This is a genomic window from Bradyrhizobium genomosp. III (genome assembly GCF_000261705.1).
Taxonomy (GTDB): Bacteria; Pseudomonadota; Alphaproteobacteria; order Rhizobiales; family Xanthobacteraceae; genus Bradyrhizobium; species Bradyrhizobium ottawaense.
Window position 1 is genome coordinate 52513 of the sequence record NZ_AJQF01000086.1, and the last position, 15890, is coordinate 68402.

Annotated in this window: 15 protein-coding genes and 1 tRNA gene; 10 read left to right on the forward strand and 6 right to left on the reverse strand. The window is 64.7% G+C overall.

Features of this window, described 5'->3' with window-relative positions; all coding sequences use genetic code 11:
• Positions 1–16: 16 nt before the first annotated feature.
• Both IC66_RS0108620 and IC66_RS0108625 read right to left on the reverse strand, forming a co-directional pair.
• The gene (locus tag IC66_RS0108620) at positions 17–1177 is read right to left on the reverse strand and encodes an acyl-CoA dehydrogenase family protein (RefSeq protein ID WP_038947381.1); all 1161 of its coding nucleotides are present in this window, start codon (positions 1175–1177) and stop codon (positions 17–19) included.
• Positions 1178–1193: 16 nt separating this feature from the next.
• Positions 1194–2258 carry an acyl-CoA dehydrogenase family protein gene (locus tag IC66_RS0108625; protein ID WP_038947382.1) on the reverse strand — a complete coding sequence of 355 codons (1065 nt, stop codon included), beginning with the start codon at positions 2256–2258 and terminating at the stop codon, positions 1194–1196.
• 261 nt (positions 2259–2519) lie between these two features.
• Here IC66_RS0108625 and IC66_RS0108630 point away from each other — a divergent pair, with 261 nt between their 5' ends.
• Positions 2520–3305, forward strand: a complete 786-nt coding sequence (locus IC66_RS0108630; RefSeq protein ID WP_028141824.1) for an SDR family NAD(P)-dependent oxidoreductase — start codon at positions 2520–2522, stop codon at positions 3303–3305.
• A gap of 194 nt (positions 3306–3499) precedes the next feature.
• On the opposite strand, the gene IC66_RS0108635 is transcribed toward IC66_RS0108630, so the two are convergent.
• On the reverse strand, positions 3500–3772 hold the full coding sequence (locus tag IC66_RS0108635) for a GlsB/YeaQ/YmgE family stress response membrane protein (RefSeq protein ID WP_080670147.1): 273 nt from the start codon (positions 3770–3772) through the stop codon (positions 3500–3502).
• 42 nt (positions 3773–3814) lie between these two features.
• Positions 3815–4390, reverse strand: coding sequence for a YidB family protein (locus IC66_RS0108640; protein WP_038947383.1), 576 nt, complete (start codon positions 4388–4390; stop codon positions 3815–3817).
• Positions 4391–4552: 162 nt separating this feature from the next.
• Between IC66_RS0108640 and IC66_RS0108645 the strand changes: the two genes are divergently transcribed.
• Positions 4553–5560: a 2-dehydropantoate 2-reductase gene (locus IC66_RS0108645; RefSeq protein ID WP_038947384.1), complete on the forward strand. Its 1008-nt coding sequence runs from the start codon at positions 4553–4555 to the stop codon at positions 5558–5560.
• 16 nt (positions 5561–5576) lie between these two features.
• Positions 5577–5789 (forward strand): hypothetical protein, encoded by a 213-nt coding sequence (locus IC66_RS0108650; protein ID WP_038947385.1) that lies wholly within the window; start codon positions 5577–5579, stop codon positions 5787–5789.
• 134 nt (positions 5790–5923) lie between these two features.
• On the opposite strand, the gene IC66_RS47060 is transcribed toward IC66_RS0108650, so the two are convergent.
• Entirely contained in the window at positions 5924–6544 is a 621-nt protein-coding gene (locus IC66_RS47060; RefSeq protein ID WP_038947386.1) for a hypothetical protein, read from the reverse strand.
• Positions 6545–6786: 242 nt separating this feature from the next.
• Between IC66_RS47060 and IC66_RS0108660 the strand changes: the two genes are divergently transcribed.
• From IC66_RS0108660 to IC66_RS0108690, 7 genes are all read left to right on the forward strand, one after another.
• Positions 6787–8304, forward strand: a complete 1518-nt coding sequence (locus IC66_RS0108660) for an AMP-binding protein (protein ID WP_028141818.1) — start codon at positions 6787–6789, stop codon at positions 8302–8304.
• A 21-nt stretch (positions 8305–8325) separates the two neighbouring features.
• On the forward strand, positions 8326–8964 hold the full coding sequence (locus IC66_RS0108665) for an RraA family protein (RefSeq protein WP_038947387.1): 639 nt from the start codon (positions 8326–8328) through the stop codon (positions 8962–8964).
• Positions 8965–8991: 27 nt separating this feature from the next.
• Positions 8992–9363, forward strand: a complete 372-nt coding sequence (locus tag IC66_RS0108670) for a dimethylsulfonioproprionate lyase family protein (RefSeq protein WP_038947388.1) — start codon at positions 8992–8994, stop codon at positions 9361–9363.
• A gap of 125 nt (positions 9364–9488) precedes the next feature.
• Positions 9489–10445, forward strand: a complete 957-nt coding sequence (locus tag IC66_RS0108675; RefSeq protein WP_038947389.1) for a tripartite tricarboxylate transporter substrate-binding protein — start codon at positions 9489–9491, stop codon at positions 10443–10445.
• Between the two features lie 105 nt (positions 10446–10550).
• Positions 10551–10627 (forward strand) — tRNA-Arg (locus IC66_RS0108680).
• A gap of 581 nt (positions 10628–11208) precedes the next feature.
• Positions 11209–13716, forward strand: a complete 2508-nt coding sequence (locus IC66_RS0108685; protein ID WP_157158041.1) for an Ig-like domain-containing protein — start codon at positions 11209–11211, stop codon at positions 13714–13716.
• 290 nt (positions 13717–14006) lie between these two features.
• Positions 14007–15146: an amidohydrolase/deacetylase family metallohydrolase gene (locus tag IC66_RS0108690; protein WP_028143848.1), complete on the forward strand. Its 1140-nt coding sequence runs from the start codon at positions 14007–14009 to the stop codon at positions 15144–15146.
• Positions 15147–15153: 7 nt separating this feature from the next.
• Here IC66_RS0108690 and IC66_RS0108695 read toward each other — a convergent pair whose 3' ends face one another.
• Complete coding sequence (locus IC66_RS0108695) at positions 15154–15738, reverse strand: TlpA family protein disulfide reductase (protein WP_028143847.1); 585 nt, start codon at positions 15736–15738, stop codon at positions 15154–15156.
• Positions 15739–15890: the final 152 nt, after the last annotated feature.

Genomic DNA, 15890 nt, shown 5'->3' on the forward strand with positions numbered 1-15890 from the left:
GATGATCCTTTGATGATTAGCGCAAACCAAGTCCGCGGGCGATGATGCCGCGCAGCACCTCGGTGGTGCCGCCCTGGATGGTGAGCTTCGGCGCGGTCTTGATGGCGAAGTCGAGCTGCCGCTCCAAGGTGTCGCGGTTGGTCGCGGTCTCCTCGACGAAAGCAGCAAGGTCGCGCACGCGGTGAGGAAGCTGCTGTTCCCAGACCGTGCCGATGTCCTTGACGATGGAGGCCTCGACCACCGGCTCCTTGCCGGCCTGCAGCATGCCGGCGACCGAGACCGACATGCGCCGCATGGTGTGGAGCTGCGCGACCAGGCGCCCGATGCCCTCGGCGCTGCGCGTATCCGGGCTCGGGCCGACCGCGCGAACGAGCTCGGTCAGCACGTAATAGGTCTCGAGGAAACGCTCGGGGCCCGAACGCTCATAGGCGAGTTCGCTCGTCGCCTGCTTCCAGGCGCCGTCGACTTCGCCGAGCACGTGGTCATCGGGCACGAAGAAGTCGGTGAAGACGACCTCGTTGAACTCGTACTGGCCGGTGATCTGGCCGATCGGGTTCACCTTGATGCCCGGCTGCTTCATCTTCACCAGGAATTGCGTCAGGCCGTGACGGCGGTTTTCCTTGGTCGGCTGCGACGTCCGGAAGATCGCGATCATGTAGTCGGCGATGTGCGCCGACGAGGTCCAGATCTTGGTGCCGTTGATCAGATAGCCGCCATCGGTCTTGGTCGCGCGCGTCTTTGCCGCGAACAGGTCGGAGCCGGAATTCGGCTCGCTCATGCCGATCGCAAAGCAGATCTCGCCGCGACAGATCCGCGGCAGGATGTCCATCTTGATGTGCTCGGGCGCGTATTTCAGCAGCACCGGTCCGCTCTGGCGGTCGGCCACGAAGAAGCGCCGGGTCGGCGCGTTGGCGACGCGCATCTCCTCGGTCACCACGTAGCGTTCGAGGAAGGAACGCTCCTGGCCGCCATATTTCTTCGGCCAGGTCATCCCCAGCCAACCCTTGGCGCCGACCCGTCGGGAAAATTCGGGCGCGTCGGTGTCCTCGCGATTGGGCTTGTGCGGATCGAAGGTGCCGGCGGCGATCTCTTCGGCGAGGAAGGCGCGCACTTCCTTGCGCAGCTGCTCGCACTTCTCGGGCAGGCGGATCGGATCGAAACGGAGTGCAGCGGTCATGTGTTTCTCTCCCTGATCAGCGCGACGCCACGAGCGGCCACAATTCGTCGGCGCCTCTGGTCGCGACCAGCTTGCCGAGTTCGACGGCCCAGTGGCTCTCCGAGCCGAAGTCGTCGCGCCAGGCCAGCGCCCGCAGCGAATAGCGGTACAGGATGTGCTCGAGGGTGAAGCCAATGGCGCCGTGCACTTGATGCGCGATGGCGCCGCCCTTTTCCGCGGCTTCCGCGCAGCGGATCTTTGCCGAGGCAGCTTCGAGATAGACCTCGTCGTCGAAGCGCGTCGCATTCGCGATGGCGTCGGCGGCCGAGGTCGCAGCCGCAAGAGCCGCGGCGGGTTCGCCGGCGAGACGCGCCAGATTGTGCTGCACGGCCTGGAATTTCGAGATCTTCTTCTCGAAGGCGACGCGCTCGTTGGAATAGCGCACGGAGATGTCGAGCATCGATTCCAGCGCACCGGCGATCTGCAGGCTGCGCGCAACACCGCCCATCAGCATCATCGTGGTCTGGTCAAACTCCCTGGGCGCGGCCTTGCGCGCGACGGGCTGGACCTTGTCGAGCGTCACGGTGTCGCTGTGGTCGTAGCCGACATTGAGGCCGGACTCGATCCGAACCTTGCCGGCATCGACCAGCGCGATCGAGACGCCATCCTTGCCGTGCGCCAGCACCGCAAAATGCTTTGCCGCTTTCGCAAAGGGCACGCCGCGGGCGCGGCCGGAAAGCGAGCCATCGGCATCGAGGGTGATGCGGTCCTTCGGCGAGGCCGGCAGCACCGTCATCTCGCCCTCGGGCGATGCGATCTTCGCTTGCGCCAGCAGCCAGCCGGCCAGCATGGTCTCGGCCAGCGGCACCGCGACGGCGAAACGGCCGGCGGCGTTCAGCAGCGCAAAGCCGTCGGCAAGGCTCGCGCCGGAGCCGCCGAGATCATCGGGCACCCAGGACAATGGCAGGCCGGCTTCGCTCAGCGCCCGCCACAGCGGCGCCTGCCAGGAATCCTTCTTGTCGTTGTTGATGGTTTGCGGATCGGCAAGATCGGCGAAGATCTTCTCCGCGGTCTCGACGACGATGTTATCACTCTCCGCCACAGCGTTCCCCGTGTTTTGCCGTTGGCGCGTCCCGCCTGGTGGAGCGAACCGCGCAGGTCTTCTTGCGCCCGATGATCCGAAAAAGCCATGGCCCTGACAAGCGTTGATCGCAGGTCAACCTGCGGCGCGGGCATGGGGGCAAGGATCAATAGGAGGCTAATTCCGCTTAGCGGAGTTTGCTTGATTTGCAGGGCGCGGCAAACTCGCTAAACAAGGCCAGCGACTTAAGGCTCGCATCAGATACAGGGGAAGGAAATCCGGATGGCCAAAGATAGTCTGTGCGCAATCGTGACGGGGTCCGCATCCGGACTTGGCGCAGCAACCGCGGAAATCCTCGCGCGAAGCGGGGCGCGGCTCGTCATCAACTATTCCTCTAGCCAGAAAGAAGCCGAGGCCACCGCGGACGTCTGCCGCAAGGCGGGCTCTCCGGAAGTCCTGGTCGCGCAGGGCGACGTTTCAAAGGACGACGATTGCCGCAAGATCGTCGCGGCAGCCAGCGCCTGGGGCCGGCTCGACATCCTCGTCAACAATGCCGGCACCACCAAGCATGTCGCCCATGCCGATCTCGACGGATTGTCGGCTGAAGATTTCCAGCGCGTGTATGGTGTCAACACCATCGGCCCGTTCCAGATGGTGCGTGCCGCGCGCAGCCTGCTCGAAGCCGGTGCCAAGGCCTCGGAGCGGCCCTCCGCCGTGGTCAACGTGTCCTCGGTCGCCGGCATCAGCGGCGTCGGCTCGTCGATCGCCTACGCCGCGAGCAAGGGCGCGCTCAACACCATGACGCTCTCGCTGTCGCGCGCGCTGGCGCCGCTGATCCGCGTCAACACGGTCTGCCCCGGCTATATCGACACGCCCTGGTTCACCAAGGGCCGCGGCGAAGCCGGCGCCAAGCAGGTGCGCGACAGCGTGGTGGCGAAGGTGCCGCTCAGGGTCGCGTCGACCGCCGAGGACATCGCGCAGCTCGTCTGCTTCCTGGCGATGCCGGCCTCCAGCAACATGACCGGCGAGGTCGTGCGCATGGATGCGGGGATGCATTTGATTACGTGAGATCGCGCTCCAATCTCCGCTGTCATCCCCGCGAACGCGGGGATCCATAACCACAGGGAGAAGTTGCCGCGCGACTCTGGTCACTCCGAGTCTTCGCCAAACCACTCCCTGGGGTTATGGGTCCCGGATCTGCGCTTCGCTTGTCCGGGACGACAGGGAGTTTGAGGGGCGAGATCAGCGCTTCGTGACAGTGCCTACCCCTTGATCACGCCGCTCGCCACCAGCCGGTGCCAGATGAACAGCACCACCACCGCGCCGAGCGTGGCCATGATGAAGCCGGCGCCCTGGTCGGGGCTGTAATGGCCGATGGCCTGACCGATGAAGGTCGCGAGAAACGCGCCGGCGATGCCGAGGATGGTCGTGAGGATGAAGCCGCTCGGGTTGTTCGGTCCCGGCGCCAGCCAGCGCGCGATGAGGCCGGCGATGAAGCCGACGACGATGATCCACAACAGGCCGCCCATGCTCATGAGTGTGCTCCCCTTCCCGAAAGCGCGTCGATCAACGTCCGATTAGAGTTTGCCGGAGAGCTCGGTCTCGGTCGGCAGCCGTCCGTCCGGCGTCAGATGGTCGATCACCTGCGGCAGATACTGGCTGAGGCCGTTGAGCAATTCGTCGCGCGGCAGGCCGCTCTGGGCGGACAGACTCTCGATCTGGTCGGCGCCGAGTGCGCTTGCAAGGTCGCCGGGTGCGATCGGCTTGTTCTCGCCCTTGCCGACCCAGGAGTTCGCAGCCTCGCCGTGGCCGCCCTGCTGGAGCTGGTTGAGGAGATCGCCGAGGCCGCCGCTCAGCACGGTTCCGGCCGCGCCGCCGGCGAGCAAGCCGCCGAGTCCGCCCTTGAGCAAATCGCTGAGGCCGCCGCTGCTGCCGGTATTCACGGGCGTCGGAGGCGGCAGCGGAGAGCGCTGCTGCGGGGCAGGCGCCGCGCCGGGCTGGCCTGCCGTCAAATGCTTGAAGGCCTTCCACCCAAGCAGGGCAATGATCGCCATGGTCATCGGCGACATGCCGCCGGAGGATTTCTCGGAGCTGGGTGTGGAGGGGCCGCGGGGGCCGTTCTGCATGCCGTTGAGGACGTCGAGTAGACCCATGGTGCTCTCCTTTGGCGTCTCGTTCGGCGAGCGCTCGCCGCTGGCTGCCCCCGGGCCGAAAACATATGGGGCTCTCATGACGGTTACAAGGCGGATGCGCCGCGATTGGTTGCCGGCCTCGCCTCTGCTATCGAGGGTGGGTCGTTCAGGGAGCAAGGCGAGGTGATGACGGATCGACCGATCGTGGTGGCCGGCGCGGGCGCCATCGGCTGTTTCGTCGGCGGCATGCTGGCGGCTTCGGGCCGCCGTGTCGCGCTGCTGGTGCGGCCGCGGGTGAAGACCGAGATCGAGCGGTTCGGCCTGCGATTGACGGATTTCGACGGCTCCGAGACGAAGCTTGGCGCAGGGCAGCTCGCGCTGTCGGAGGACCCCGCGATCTTCCACAGCGCCGGCATCGTGCTGGTCACGGTCAAGAGCGCCGACACCGCCGATGTCGCGGATCAGATCGCGCAGCATGCGCCTGAGGATGCCGTCATCGTTTCGCTGCAGAACGGCATCGGCAATATCGCGGTGCTGCGCGACCGCCTCGGTGGCCGCCACGTGCTCGCGGGCATGGTGCCGTTCAATGTGATCGCGATGGGCGAGGGCCGTTTCCACCGCTCGACCTCCGGCGACATCCATGTCGGAGAGGACGCTGGGAACACGGCCGCGGCGCTCTCGGTGCCCGGCCTCACGGTGCGCGCGAGCGGTGACATCACCGGCGTGCAATGGGGCAAGCTGATCATCAATCTCAACAATGCGCTCAGCGCATTGTCCGACTTGCCGCTCGCCGCGCAACTGTCAAACCGCGACTGGCGCAGGCTGTTCGCCGACCAGATGGCCGAGGGGCTCGCCGCGCTGAAGGCCGCCGGCATCGCGCCGGTCTCGGCAACGCCGATCCCGATGAACTGGACGCCGGCCTTGCTGCGGCTGCCCGACACGATCTTCAACGCGATCCTGGGGCGGACCATGAAGATCGATCCCGAGGCGCGCTCCTCGATGTGGCAGGATTTGAAGCAGGGACGCAAGACCGAGATCGACTATCTCCAGGGCGCCGTCATCGCGCTCGCCGAGCAAAACCATGTCGAGGTGCCCCTGATGCGCCGCATTGTTGCGCTGATCAATCAGGCCGAGGCAGCCGGCAACGGTCCGCCGCGTCTGACGCCGCAGCAGATTCGCGCGGTGGTTTGAGTGCAAGGAGGGATCGATGAAACGTAGCTTGATGATCGGGCTCGCGCTTGCCGCGCTTTGCGGCGCATCGACGCTCGCTCTTGCGAGACCGCCGACGGTCGTGAACTCGCCCGGCTATGATAGGCGGTTGCAGGAGAGCAGGTCGCAGTTGGGCAGTTCGCCGACGACTGCGCCGGTGGATGTGCCAACGGTCAAATCGAAGCGCGGCAAGAAGAAGCAACCGAACTGACGTTCCACACCCCGCTGTCGCAGGGTGGGCAAAGCGGAGCGTGCCCACCAACTCTCTTAATCACAAACGAATGGTGGGCACGGCGCTTTGCGCCTTTGCCCACCCTACGATCATCGCGCAATGACGGCTGTAGCTCAGCCCTTCTTCGCCGGCTTGCTCGGGGTCGGATTGAACAGCTTCTTCAGATCGTTCAAGCTTTCCGACAGCCGCGGCCATTCGCAGGAGAATGAGCCTTTGGTGCACGCGCCCTTCGAGCGCTGACCGACGGTCTGCTGCACCTTTGGCCGCTCGACCGGGACGGGCACGCGCGCGACGTCGGTTCGCAGCGCGACCTGCTGGAGTTGCCGCGCTTGCAGTTCCTGCTGCTCGCGCTGTTGACGGGCGGCGGCCTCGGCCGCTTCGTTGCTGCGGCGCTCTTTGGCGAGATAGGCGGTATAGGCTGCGTCGATCTTCTTCTGCTCCTCCGGCGTCGGATTGGGTCCGGCGATGTCGAAGGTGCGATCCTGCAGGAAGTCGTAATAGGAGTATCCGCCGCCTGCCTTGCGGCGGCCGGCGAACTTGGCGTTGCAATCGGCAAGTGCGGATGTCTTCTCGGACTTGGTGGCGGCCTTCTCGGCGGCGTCGGCGCATTCCTCGAAATCGACCGGCGCGCGTTTCCACCATTGCGCCTGGGCATGCGCGTGCGTCAGCAGGAAAAATCCTGCCGCGGCAAAAAGTACCAGCGCCGCACGACGCAATGCTATCACGGACGACATTCTACGAGAGCATTCCTTGCAAAACTCAACCCGAACTGAGTCGAGCCAGATTTTTGCCTCTTTATCGCCGGCTTGTCACCCATGGAACTCGGGAATTTCATGGCTGGGATGCTGACATTTTGTGCTTGACGTGGCGCATGAGTCACAGCGCCGCCTCGGCGGGCTGCTACACTTCGCCTTGCGAGCGCCTCATCTGAGGCGACGCCAAAAAAGACGCCAAGAAAACGAAATGGAAACGCCCGATGCTGCTGCCCCTGTCCGACGTGCCGCGCTGGTACGCTGAACGCAAACCACATGGCACGATCGCCGTCCGTCACGGGCAGGACACGCTGACCTGGGACGAGCTCGAGCGCGGCGCCAACCGGCGCGCGCGGGCATTTATGGCCAAAGGCGTCAAGCCCGGCGATTTCGTCGCAATCGGACTGCCCAACGGCAATACGTTCTTCGAGACCTCCTTTGCGGTGTGGAAGTGTGGTGCGACGCCGACCTCGCTGTCATGGCGGCTGCCGCGCGGCGAGGCCGCGGCCGTGCTCGACATTCTCAGGCCGTCGCTGGTGGTCGGCGGCGAGGCCGACTGGAACGCCCCGAACCGCCTCCCGGCGGATTTCGTACCGGCAGGATTTTCGGACGAGCCGCTCAATCCGCCGGTGGCGCGCTACTGGAAGGCCATGACCTCGGGCGGCTCGACCGGCCGGCCGAAGGTGATCCTCGATCATCAGCCGGCCGTGACCGACACGGTCGCCGCGCCGCCGCTCAATATCCCCTTCGGGGTCTCGCTGCTCAATCCGGGTCCGCTCTACCACAATGCGCCGTTCATCGTGTCGCACTACGCGCTGTTCACCGGCGGCCAGCTCACCGGTCTCGTCAAATTCGACGCCGAGGAGACGCTGCGGCAGATCGAACGCGAGCGCGTGCAATGGGTCAATTTCGTGCCGACCATGATGCACCGGATCTGGGCGCTGCCGGAGCAGGTGCGCAACGCCTACGATCTGTCGAGCCTACAGACCGTCTTCCACATGGCAGCTCCGATGCCGCCCTGGCTGAAGGAGAACTGGATCGCCTGGCTCGGGCCGGAGCGGGTCTGGGAGCTCTATGGCGGTACCGAGCGGCAAGGCTCATGCATCATCTCCGGCACGGAATGGCTGACGCACAAGGGCTCGGTCGGCAAGATCGGCGAGATGGCGAAGCTGCGCATCATCGGCGAGGACGGCAACGACGTCGCGCCCGGCGAGACCGGCGAGATTTATTTCCTCAACAACGACGGCAGGGACGCGACCTATCACTATCTCGGCGCCGAGCCGAAGCGCCGCAGCGATGGTTGGGAATCGCTCGGCGATATCGGCAGGCTGGATGCGGAAGGCTATCTCTATCTCGGCGACCGCCTCGCCGACATGGTGCTGCGCGGCGGCGCCAACATCTATCCGGCCGAGGTCGAGGCTGCCGTGTCCGAGGCTCCCGGCGTGCGCTCCTGCGTGGTGGTCGGGTTGCCCGATCCGGAATTGGGCCAGCGCGTGCATGCCATCATCGAGCCGGAGGGCGATGCCGACGGCCAGGCGATCGCCGACGCCATGGCGGAGTTCTTGAAGGACAGGCTCAGCCGCTACAAGCATCCGGAAAGCTTCGAGATCGTGGGCGCCCCGCCGCGCGATGATTCCGGAAAAGTCCGCCGCACGCTGTTGCGCGACGAGCGCGCAACGTGGATGAAGGAAGGGCGCGCCTTCCGGATTTGGCCGGCAAAGGCGCGGGCGCACGCCGATTGATTGACGGAAGGACTCCAGGACATGACCATTACCATCGCAGCCAACAGCGTGCCGAAGCCGCCGGCCGAGATCATCGAGGGCTTTCGCGGTGCGCCGACCTCGGTCATCTCGGACAATCTCGCGCGGCTGCCCGGCGCGGTCGGGCTAAAACCCTATCACCGCGGGGCTAAGCTGGTGGGCACGGCCTTCACGGTGCGCACCCGCCCCGGCGACAATCTCGCCATCCACCGCGCGCTCGAGCTGGTCGGCCCCGGCGACGTCATCGTGGTCGATGGCGGTGGCGACGAGACCCGCGCGCTGGTCGGCGAGATCATGAAGAACATCGCGCAGTGGCGCAAAGCCGAGGGCTATGTGATCGACGGCGCGATCCGCGATGTCGCGGCGTTCGCGGCCGACGACTTTCCCTGCTACGCCCGTGCCGTGATCCATCGCGGTCCCTACAAGAACGGCCCCGGCGAGATCAACGTGCCTGTCACGATCGGCGGCAGCGTGATCTCGTCCGGCGACATCGTGGTCGGCGACGAGGATGGCGTGGTGTCGTTTCCCGCCGCCGGCGCCGCGGCGCTGCTCGAAGCCGTCCGCGCCCAGGTCGCGCGCGAGGAGGAGACCATGAAGGCGATCCGCGAGGGCCGCTACCAGGGCTCGTATGGCAAGTCCTGATCAGGCGAGAACGAAGGGGAGGATGGCGTGAGTCAGAGGGAAGAATTCCACAATATCGACGACACCAGCGACGGGCTGTTTCGCGAGCTCGCGGCGGGGGTGACTACGCGCATCTTCTCCGGCGAGCAGGCGATGCTGTCGGTGGTGACGCTGGCGCCGCATGCGCAGGGCACGCTGCACCATCATCCCGAGGAGCAATGGGGCGTGCTGCTCGACGGCTCGGCCATCCGCGTCCAGGGCGATGAGGAGATTGCCGTGAAGAAGGGCGATTTCTGGCGCACGCCGGGCAATGTGCCGCACACCATGCGCGCCGGCCCCAATGGGGCCCGGGTGCTGGACATCTTCAGTCCGCCTCGGCCAGAATACAGAAAAGCGGGGTCGGGCTTCGGGACGACCTAAGCGCTTCGCGCTTAGGGTATCTTCTTGAGCATGATCTTATCGGAAAACCGCTGCACACTTTTCCGGATCATGCTGTAGCGCCAAAGAGCAAAAGCCGGGCGCTGAAAGCAAAAAGGGAGGGGACCATGACGATCACACGACGTACGCTGCTGGCTGCACCGGCCATTCTCGCAATGGCACCGGCGGCGGCGCAGGCTGGCAAGATCACGCTGGTCGTGCCGTTTCCGCCGGGCGGCTCGACCGATGCGATGGCACGGCTGTTGCAGGCCAGCCTGCAAACCAAGCTCGGTCGCATCGTCGTGGTCGAGAACAAGTCCGGCGCCGCCGGCGCGCTCGGCGCGGCTCAAGTCGCCAAGAGCCCGGCCGACGGCACCTCGTTCCTGGTCACCTTCGATTCCCACGCGGTGATTCCGTCGATCCTCGACAAACCGCCGGTCGATGTCGAGCGTGAGCTGATGCCGGTGCTGCTGATCGGCACCGCACCCTATGTGATCGCGGCCGGCGCCGGCCGCCCCTACAAGAGCTTTGCCGACGTGGTGGCCGCCTGCAAGGCGACCCCGGGCGCGGTGAAATATGCCTCCGTCGGCATCGGCACGCTCGGCCATCTCGCCATGACCGTGCTCGGCAGCAAGGCCGGGGTCGAGATCATGCACGTGCCTTATCGCGGCGGCGGTCCGGCCATGAACGACGTGCTCGGCGGCCATGTCGATCTCATCGCGGGATCGGCCGCGCTGGTCGCCGCCCAGCTCGGCACCAACATGCTGCATCCGATCCTGCAGCTCGGCCGTGAGCGGCTGCCGGCCCTGCCGGATACGCTGACCGCGATCGAGGCGGGCTTTCCCGATTTCGAGACGCTGGCCTGGTGGGGCATCTTCGCGCCCGCAGGCACGCCGCCCGATATCGTCGCAGCCATGGCGACGGCGTCCAAGGAAATCCTCAGCGAGCCCGCGACCGCCGCCCAGCTCAAGGACACCCAGCACATGAGGCTGCTGCTCCAGGACGGCGCGGCCTTCAAGACCTTCTTCGACAAGCAGGTCGCCTATTGGGGCAAGGTGGTGAAGGACAACAATATCAAGGCGTGAGGCCGAGCGGCAGCCCTTCGTATTGGGCAACGTGGAGGGCTTCCGATCCCGTCTCCGCTTTGATATGTACACCTCCAGGCAACCCGCCTGACTTGCGGGTTCCGCGGTCCCGTAGCTCAGCCGGATAGAGCGACGGTTTCCTAAACCGTAGGTCGGAAGTTCGAGTCTTCCCGGGATCGCCAATCTTCATAGTCTCTTGCCGGTCATTACTGCCCTGCGGCTCCCTGCCAACTGCAGGCGTGTGGTCGCGGGTGTACGCGAGGCGGCACGCAGGACGCCATGGCCGTGTGGCCGGACGCCCCTCGGCAGAGATCGGAAATCCGCGGAAGTCATTCTCGTTTCGAGAGACGAGGTTCGGGCAGGCGTCCGCGACGTCGCTGGAGTCGGCGGCGCCGATTGATGTGTGCAGCCCGCCGTCGATGATTGGCGAAGCGAAGGCACGCGACGTGAGGGCGCAATACATATTGGTGTTGACGAAGACCGCACAGGTTCGTCGCCGATTTAAATAGCGCGCTCGATCGAAATTAAATTGCGAACATTAATTCTCAGTCCAGTGATAATATTAATTTTGGACGGCGGCGGGAACTGCGGCTGCGCGATTTAAAAACTCCATCCTCGGGTCAATGAATCGTCTCAAAAAAGGCGCGTGCGAATTCGAACACGCTCCCGATGGGGCGGCAAAGAAGCAGTCGAGTTGGACTGAGCCGCGACATATCGAACCGTATGCGCAAGAGACTCAGTCTGCGCGTGCACTGCAGAGGGGATGAACAAACATGGCAATTGCTGGATTTCCAGACGCGAATACCACCGGTCTCCTGATGGCGTTATCCTGACTCCATCGGGCGATATAACTGTCACTCAACCAGGTACCGTCATCGACGCTCTCGATGTCAAAGGCACGATTTCGGTCCTCGCCGATAACGTCACGATTCAGAATAGTCGCATCACGTCCAGCGATTGGACAGGGATCTGGATCAAGGATGGCATTACAGGAACTGTCGTCAAGGACAGCGAGATTTTAAATGTTGGAAGCAGCCCGGATGGTGCGAACGGCATCGTCGGTTCAGGCACATTCCTGCGTAACGATATCCATGACGTGGAGAATGGTATTATTGTCACCGGGTCGAGCCTCGTTCAGGACAATTATATCCATGCCATGAATGCGCCCGATGTGCGTCTCGGCACGTCATTGGGTGGTCCGCACTATGATGGCATCGAGATCGACGGCGGCGTTTCAGACGTCATCATTCGGCACAACACCGTCATCAACGAGAACAGCTACGTCTCGGCCGTGATGATCAATAATGACTTCGGTCCGGTTTCCAACATTCAGGTGGACGGCAACTATCTTGCAGGGGGCGGCTATACCCTTTACTCCGATGGCAGCTTCAGCAGCACCGACAAGATTTCCGGCGTCTCGTTCACCAACAACGAACTTGGTGAGGGCAAGTGGGGTTACTATTACTTCAGGAACAACACGCCCGTCCTGACGAACAACGACGAACTCGGCACGGGATGGCAGACGTCGTCTCCGACGCCCCCCTCAACGCCCGATGTCCCGGCAGCGCCGAGCATCGCATCCTGGTCACCCGATACGGGCAAGACTGGCGATGGCATCACTGACGCCAGTCAGATCACGCTGCACGGTACCGCCGCGGCTGGCAGCACCGTGAAAGTCTATGACGGTTCGACGCAGATCGGCACGGCGACCGCGACTTCGACCGGAAGCTGGGACTACCTCACCAAGGTCCTGACCGATGCGAAGCATACGCTGACGGCGACCGCGACCAACTCGTCGGGGCAAACCAGCGTGGCATCGGCTGCGGTGGCGGTCACCGTCGATACCAAGGCGCCAGCTGCACCGACGATCGCGAGTGACACCGTCAACACCGCCAATCAGGTCGTGATGTCGGGGACTGCCGAAGCGAACAGCGCGATCAAGGTGTTCGACGGAACGACCCAGGTCGGCACCGCGACGACCAACGCGAGCGGTGCGTGGAGCGTCACGACGTCCGCACTGTCGGCCGGTTCGCACGCCCTGACGGCAAAGGCGACCGACGTTGCCGGCAACGTAAGTGCTGCGTCGGCGGCTGTGGATGCGGTCGTCGGTTCTGGAACCCCGGACTCCACGGGTTCGGGCACCACTGCGCCGGCCGCGCCGAAGATCGCCTCGTTCTCCAGCGATACCGGCACCGCCGGCGATCACATCACGAGCGACAAAACGGTGACCCTGGCGGGGACTGCGGTTGCCAACAGCACGGTCAAGGTGCTCGACGGCACGACCCAGCTCGGCACCGTCACGGCGGATGCGAACGGAGCATGGCACTACACCACCGTCGCACTGCCTGACGGCAAGCACAGCTTCACCGCGACCGACACGGTCTCCGGCGTTACCAGCAAGGCATCGACTGCACTGGATGTCACGGTGGATAGCGCTGCCCCCGATGCTCCGATCCTGTTGAGCGATCCCACCACGCACAACCGCGCAACGGTATCCGGTACGGCGGAAGCGGGGAGCTCGATCAAGCTCTATGAGGGCACGACCCTGCTTGGCACCGCGACCGTCGCGAGTGATGGCGACTGGAGCGTGACGACCCCGAATCTCAAGCACGGGTCCCACACCTTCACCGCGACCGCGACCGATGCCGCCGGCAACACCAGCGCCTTGTCGCAGCCGATCGATCCGCCGATTGGTCATGGCGGCACCAAGGACGCTGCAACCGTCGAGGTTACCAATGTGCGCCAGCACTGGGATCACACCGCGACGATCAAGGGCACGGCCGATCCCAACAGCGAGATCAAGCTGTATGACGGCACGACCTCGGTCGGTTCGGCCACGACGAATGCCGACGGCAAGTGGAGCTTCCAAACCTCCGACCTGTCGGGCAAGTCCCATGCCTTCACCGCGGAACAGGTCGACACCACAGGTCACGTGGTCGGCACCAGTTCGGGCGAGGCGATCATCGGCTCGGGCCGCAGCAACACGCTGACCGGCACCACCGGCAACGATGTCATGGTGGGCAAGGCGGGTGCGGATACGTTCGCGTTTGCGTCGAACTTCGGCCAGGACGTCATCAAGGACTTCGCTGCCCGTGGACCCACGCACGACACGATCGAGTTCAGCAAGAGCGTGTTCGACAGCTTTGCGAGCGTTCTCTCCCACGCGGCCCAGTCAGGCCACGACGTCGTGATCGCGACGGGGAGCGACACCCTCACGCTGAAGAACACGCAGCTCGACAAGCTGAACAGCCACGACTTCCACTTCGCGTAAGGGACGGTCAGCCAGCACAAGCTGGTACTCGACAAACTGCCTCGGAGGATCCTTTGGGGGATCCTCCGACAAGGCCACGACTGAAGCTCGACGGCGGGGTGATCCCCCGCCTACGGCTTCCTAAACCGTAGGTCGGAAGTTCGAATCTTCCCGGGATCCCCATTTTTCATGGGCCACCGTTACGGTTTGCCGCGCCATTCGGCGTGAATATTGCTAGAAGCGAACGGCTTCCTTCCTCGCTGGCCCGGCTGCCATGCCGCCGCACCTCACTGCCTCATCCGGAGACGACGATGCCTTTCGACTTGATCCTGCGCGGGGGGCGGGTGATCGACCCCTCCCAGAAGCTCGATGCCGTGACCGATGTCGCCTTTGCCGGCGGCAAGGTGGCGGCGGTCGGCGGCGCCCTCAAGGCCGACCCGGGCACCGAGGTGCGCGACGTCTCGCAGCTCATCGTGACGCCGGGGCTGATCGATCTCCACACCCATGTCTATTGGGGCGGCACCTCGCTCGGCATCGATGCCGAGGAGTTCTGCCGCCTCTCCGGCGTCACCACGGCGGTCGACACTGGCAGCGCCGGACCCGGCAATTTCGCCGGCTTCCGCAAGCATGTGATCGAGCCGAGCGAGGTCCGCATCCTTGCTTATCTGCACGTGTCGCATGCCGGCATCTTCGGCTTCTCGCACCGGATCATGGTCGGCGAGAGCGAGGAATTGCGGCTGATGAATCCGATCGAGGCGGCCAAGGTGGCCGATGCCAACCGCGATGTCATCGTCGGCATCAAGGTGCGCGTCGGCCTGCATTCCTCGGGCACGTCGGGGGTGGTGCCGCTCGACATTGCGCTCGAGGTTGCCAACGAGGTCGGCATGCCCCTGATGGCGCATATCGACCATCCGCCGCCGAGCTATGAGGAGGTGCTGGCACGTCTGCGTCCCGGCGACGTGCTGACCCATGCGTTCCGCCCCTTTCCCAACACGCCGGCGACCGCGCAAGGCACGGTGAAGAAGGCGGTGCTGGACGCGCGCGAGCGCGGCGTGCTGTTCGATATCGGCCACGGCAAGGGCTCATTCGCGTTCAAGACCGCGCGCGCGATGCTCGCCAACGGCTTTTATCCGGACACCATCTCCTCCGACATCCACCAGCTCTGCATCGACGGCCCCGCCTTCGACCAGGTCACGACCATGTCGAAGTTCCTGTGCATGGGCATGGAGCTGTCCGACGTGATCGCGGCCTCGACGGTGAATGCGGCAATGGCGCTGCGTCGCCCCGAGCTCGGCAGCCTCAAGCCGGGCTGCGTCGGCGACGCCACGCTGATCTCGGTCAAACAGGGCCAGTTCGACTACGAGGACGTCGTCGGCGAGCACCTGATCGGCAACCGCAAGATCGTGTCCGAAGGCGTCGTCATCGGCGGCCGCTGGTGGCATCCGAATTGAGTCGGCGCTAGCTCTGCTCGCGATAGTATTGCAGCAGGCGCGTGCCCGCCGGCGACAGCCAGTCCGGCGCACCGGTGATGTAGCCTTCGACGCGCCCGCCCGTTCCGACGAGATAGGTGATGGGCATGCCGACGATCGAGAACATCTCGGTCGAGGCCTGGGCCGCCGCGCCATGAGCATCGACATAGCAGGCGAGGTTCTGCAACGAGAGGCCGCCGAGAAATGTGCGGGCCTTGCGCAGGTCTTTGGTGTCAGTGCAGATCGCGACCACGTCAAGCCGCTCGGGTCGCGAGGCCGCAAGGCTTGCCAGCATGGGCAGGTCGAGCTTGCAGGCCGCGCACCAGGTGGCCCAGAAGTTCACCAGGGTGATACTGCCCGGCTTGGCAGCCACGACAACGTCCTTGCCGTGCGGGTCCTGAAGCCGCAGTTGTGGCATCAACGCGTGCGGCCGCACCACTGTGAACTGGCTGCGGCCGGCTTCGAACACCGGCGGCCAGCTGTCCTGCGCGCCGGCGGTGCGCAGGACAGTGAGATAGGCCGGCGCGGCGATCAGGAGCGATCGCCGCGACAACGCGCGAGGCTTCTCACGCATGAATATAGGCCCAGCCTTTGAGTTGCAGGTCGACCACGCGTCCGATGCCGAACGGGACGAGGTTCGCGCCCGCAATCAGCGGGATCGAGACTTGCTCCTTGGCTTCCGCGATCACCTTGGATGAGGCGCACATGCTGTAACTGAGGCTCGGC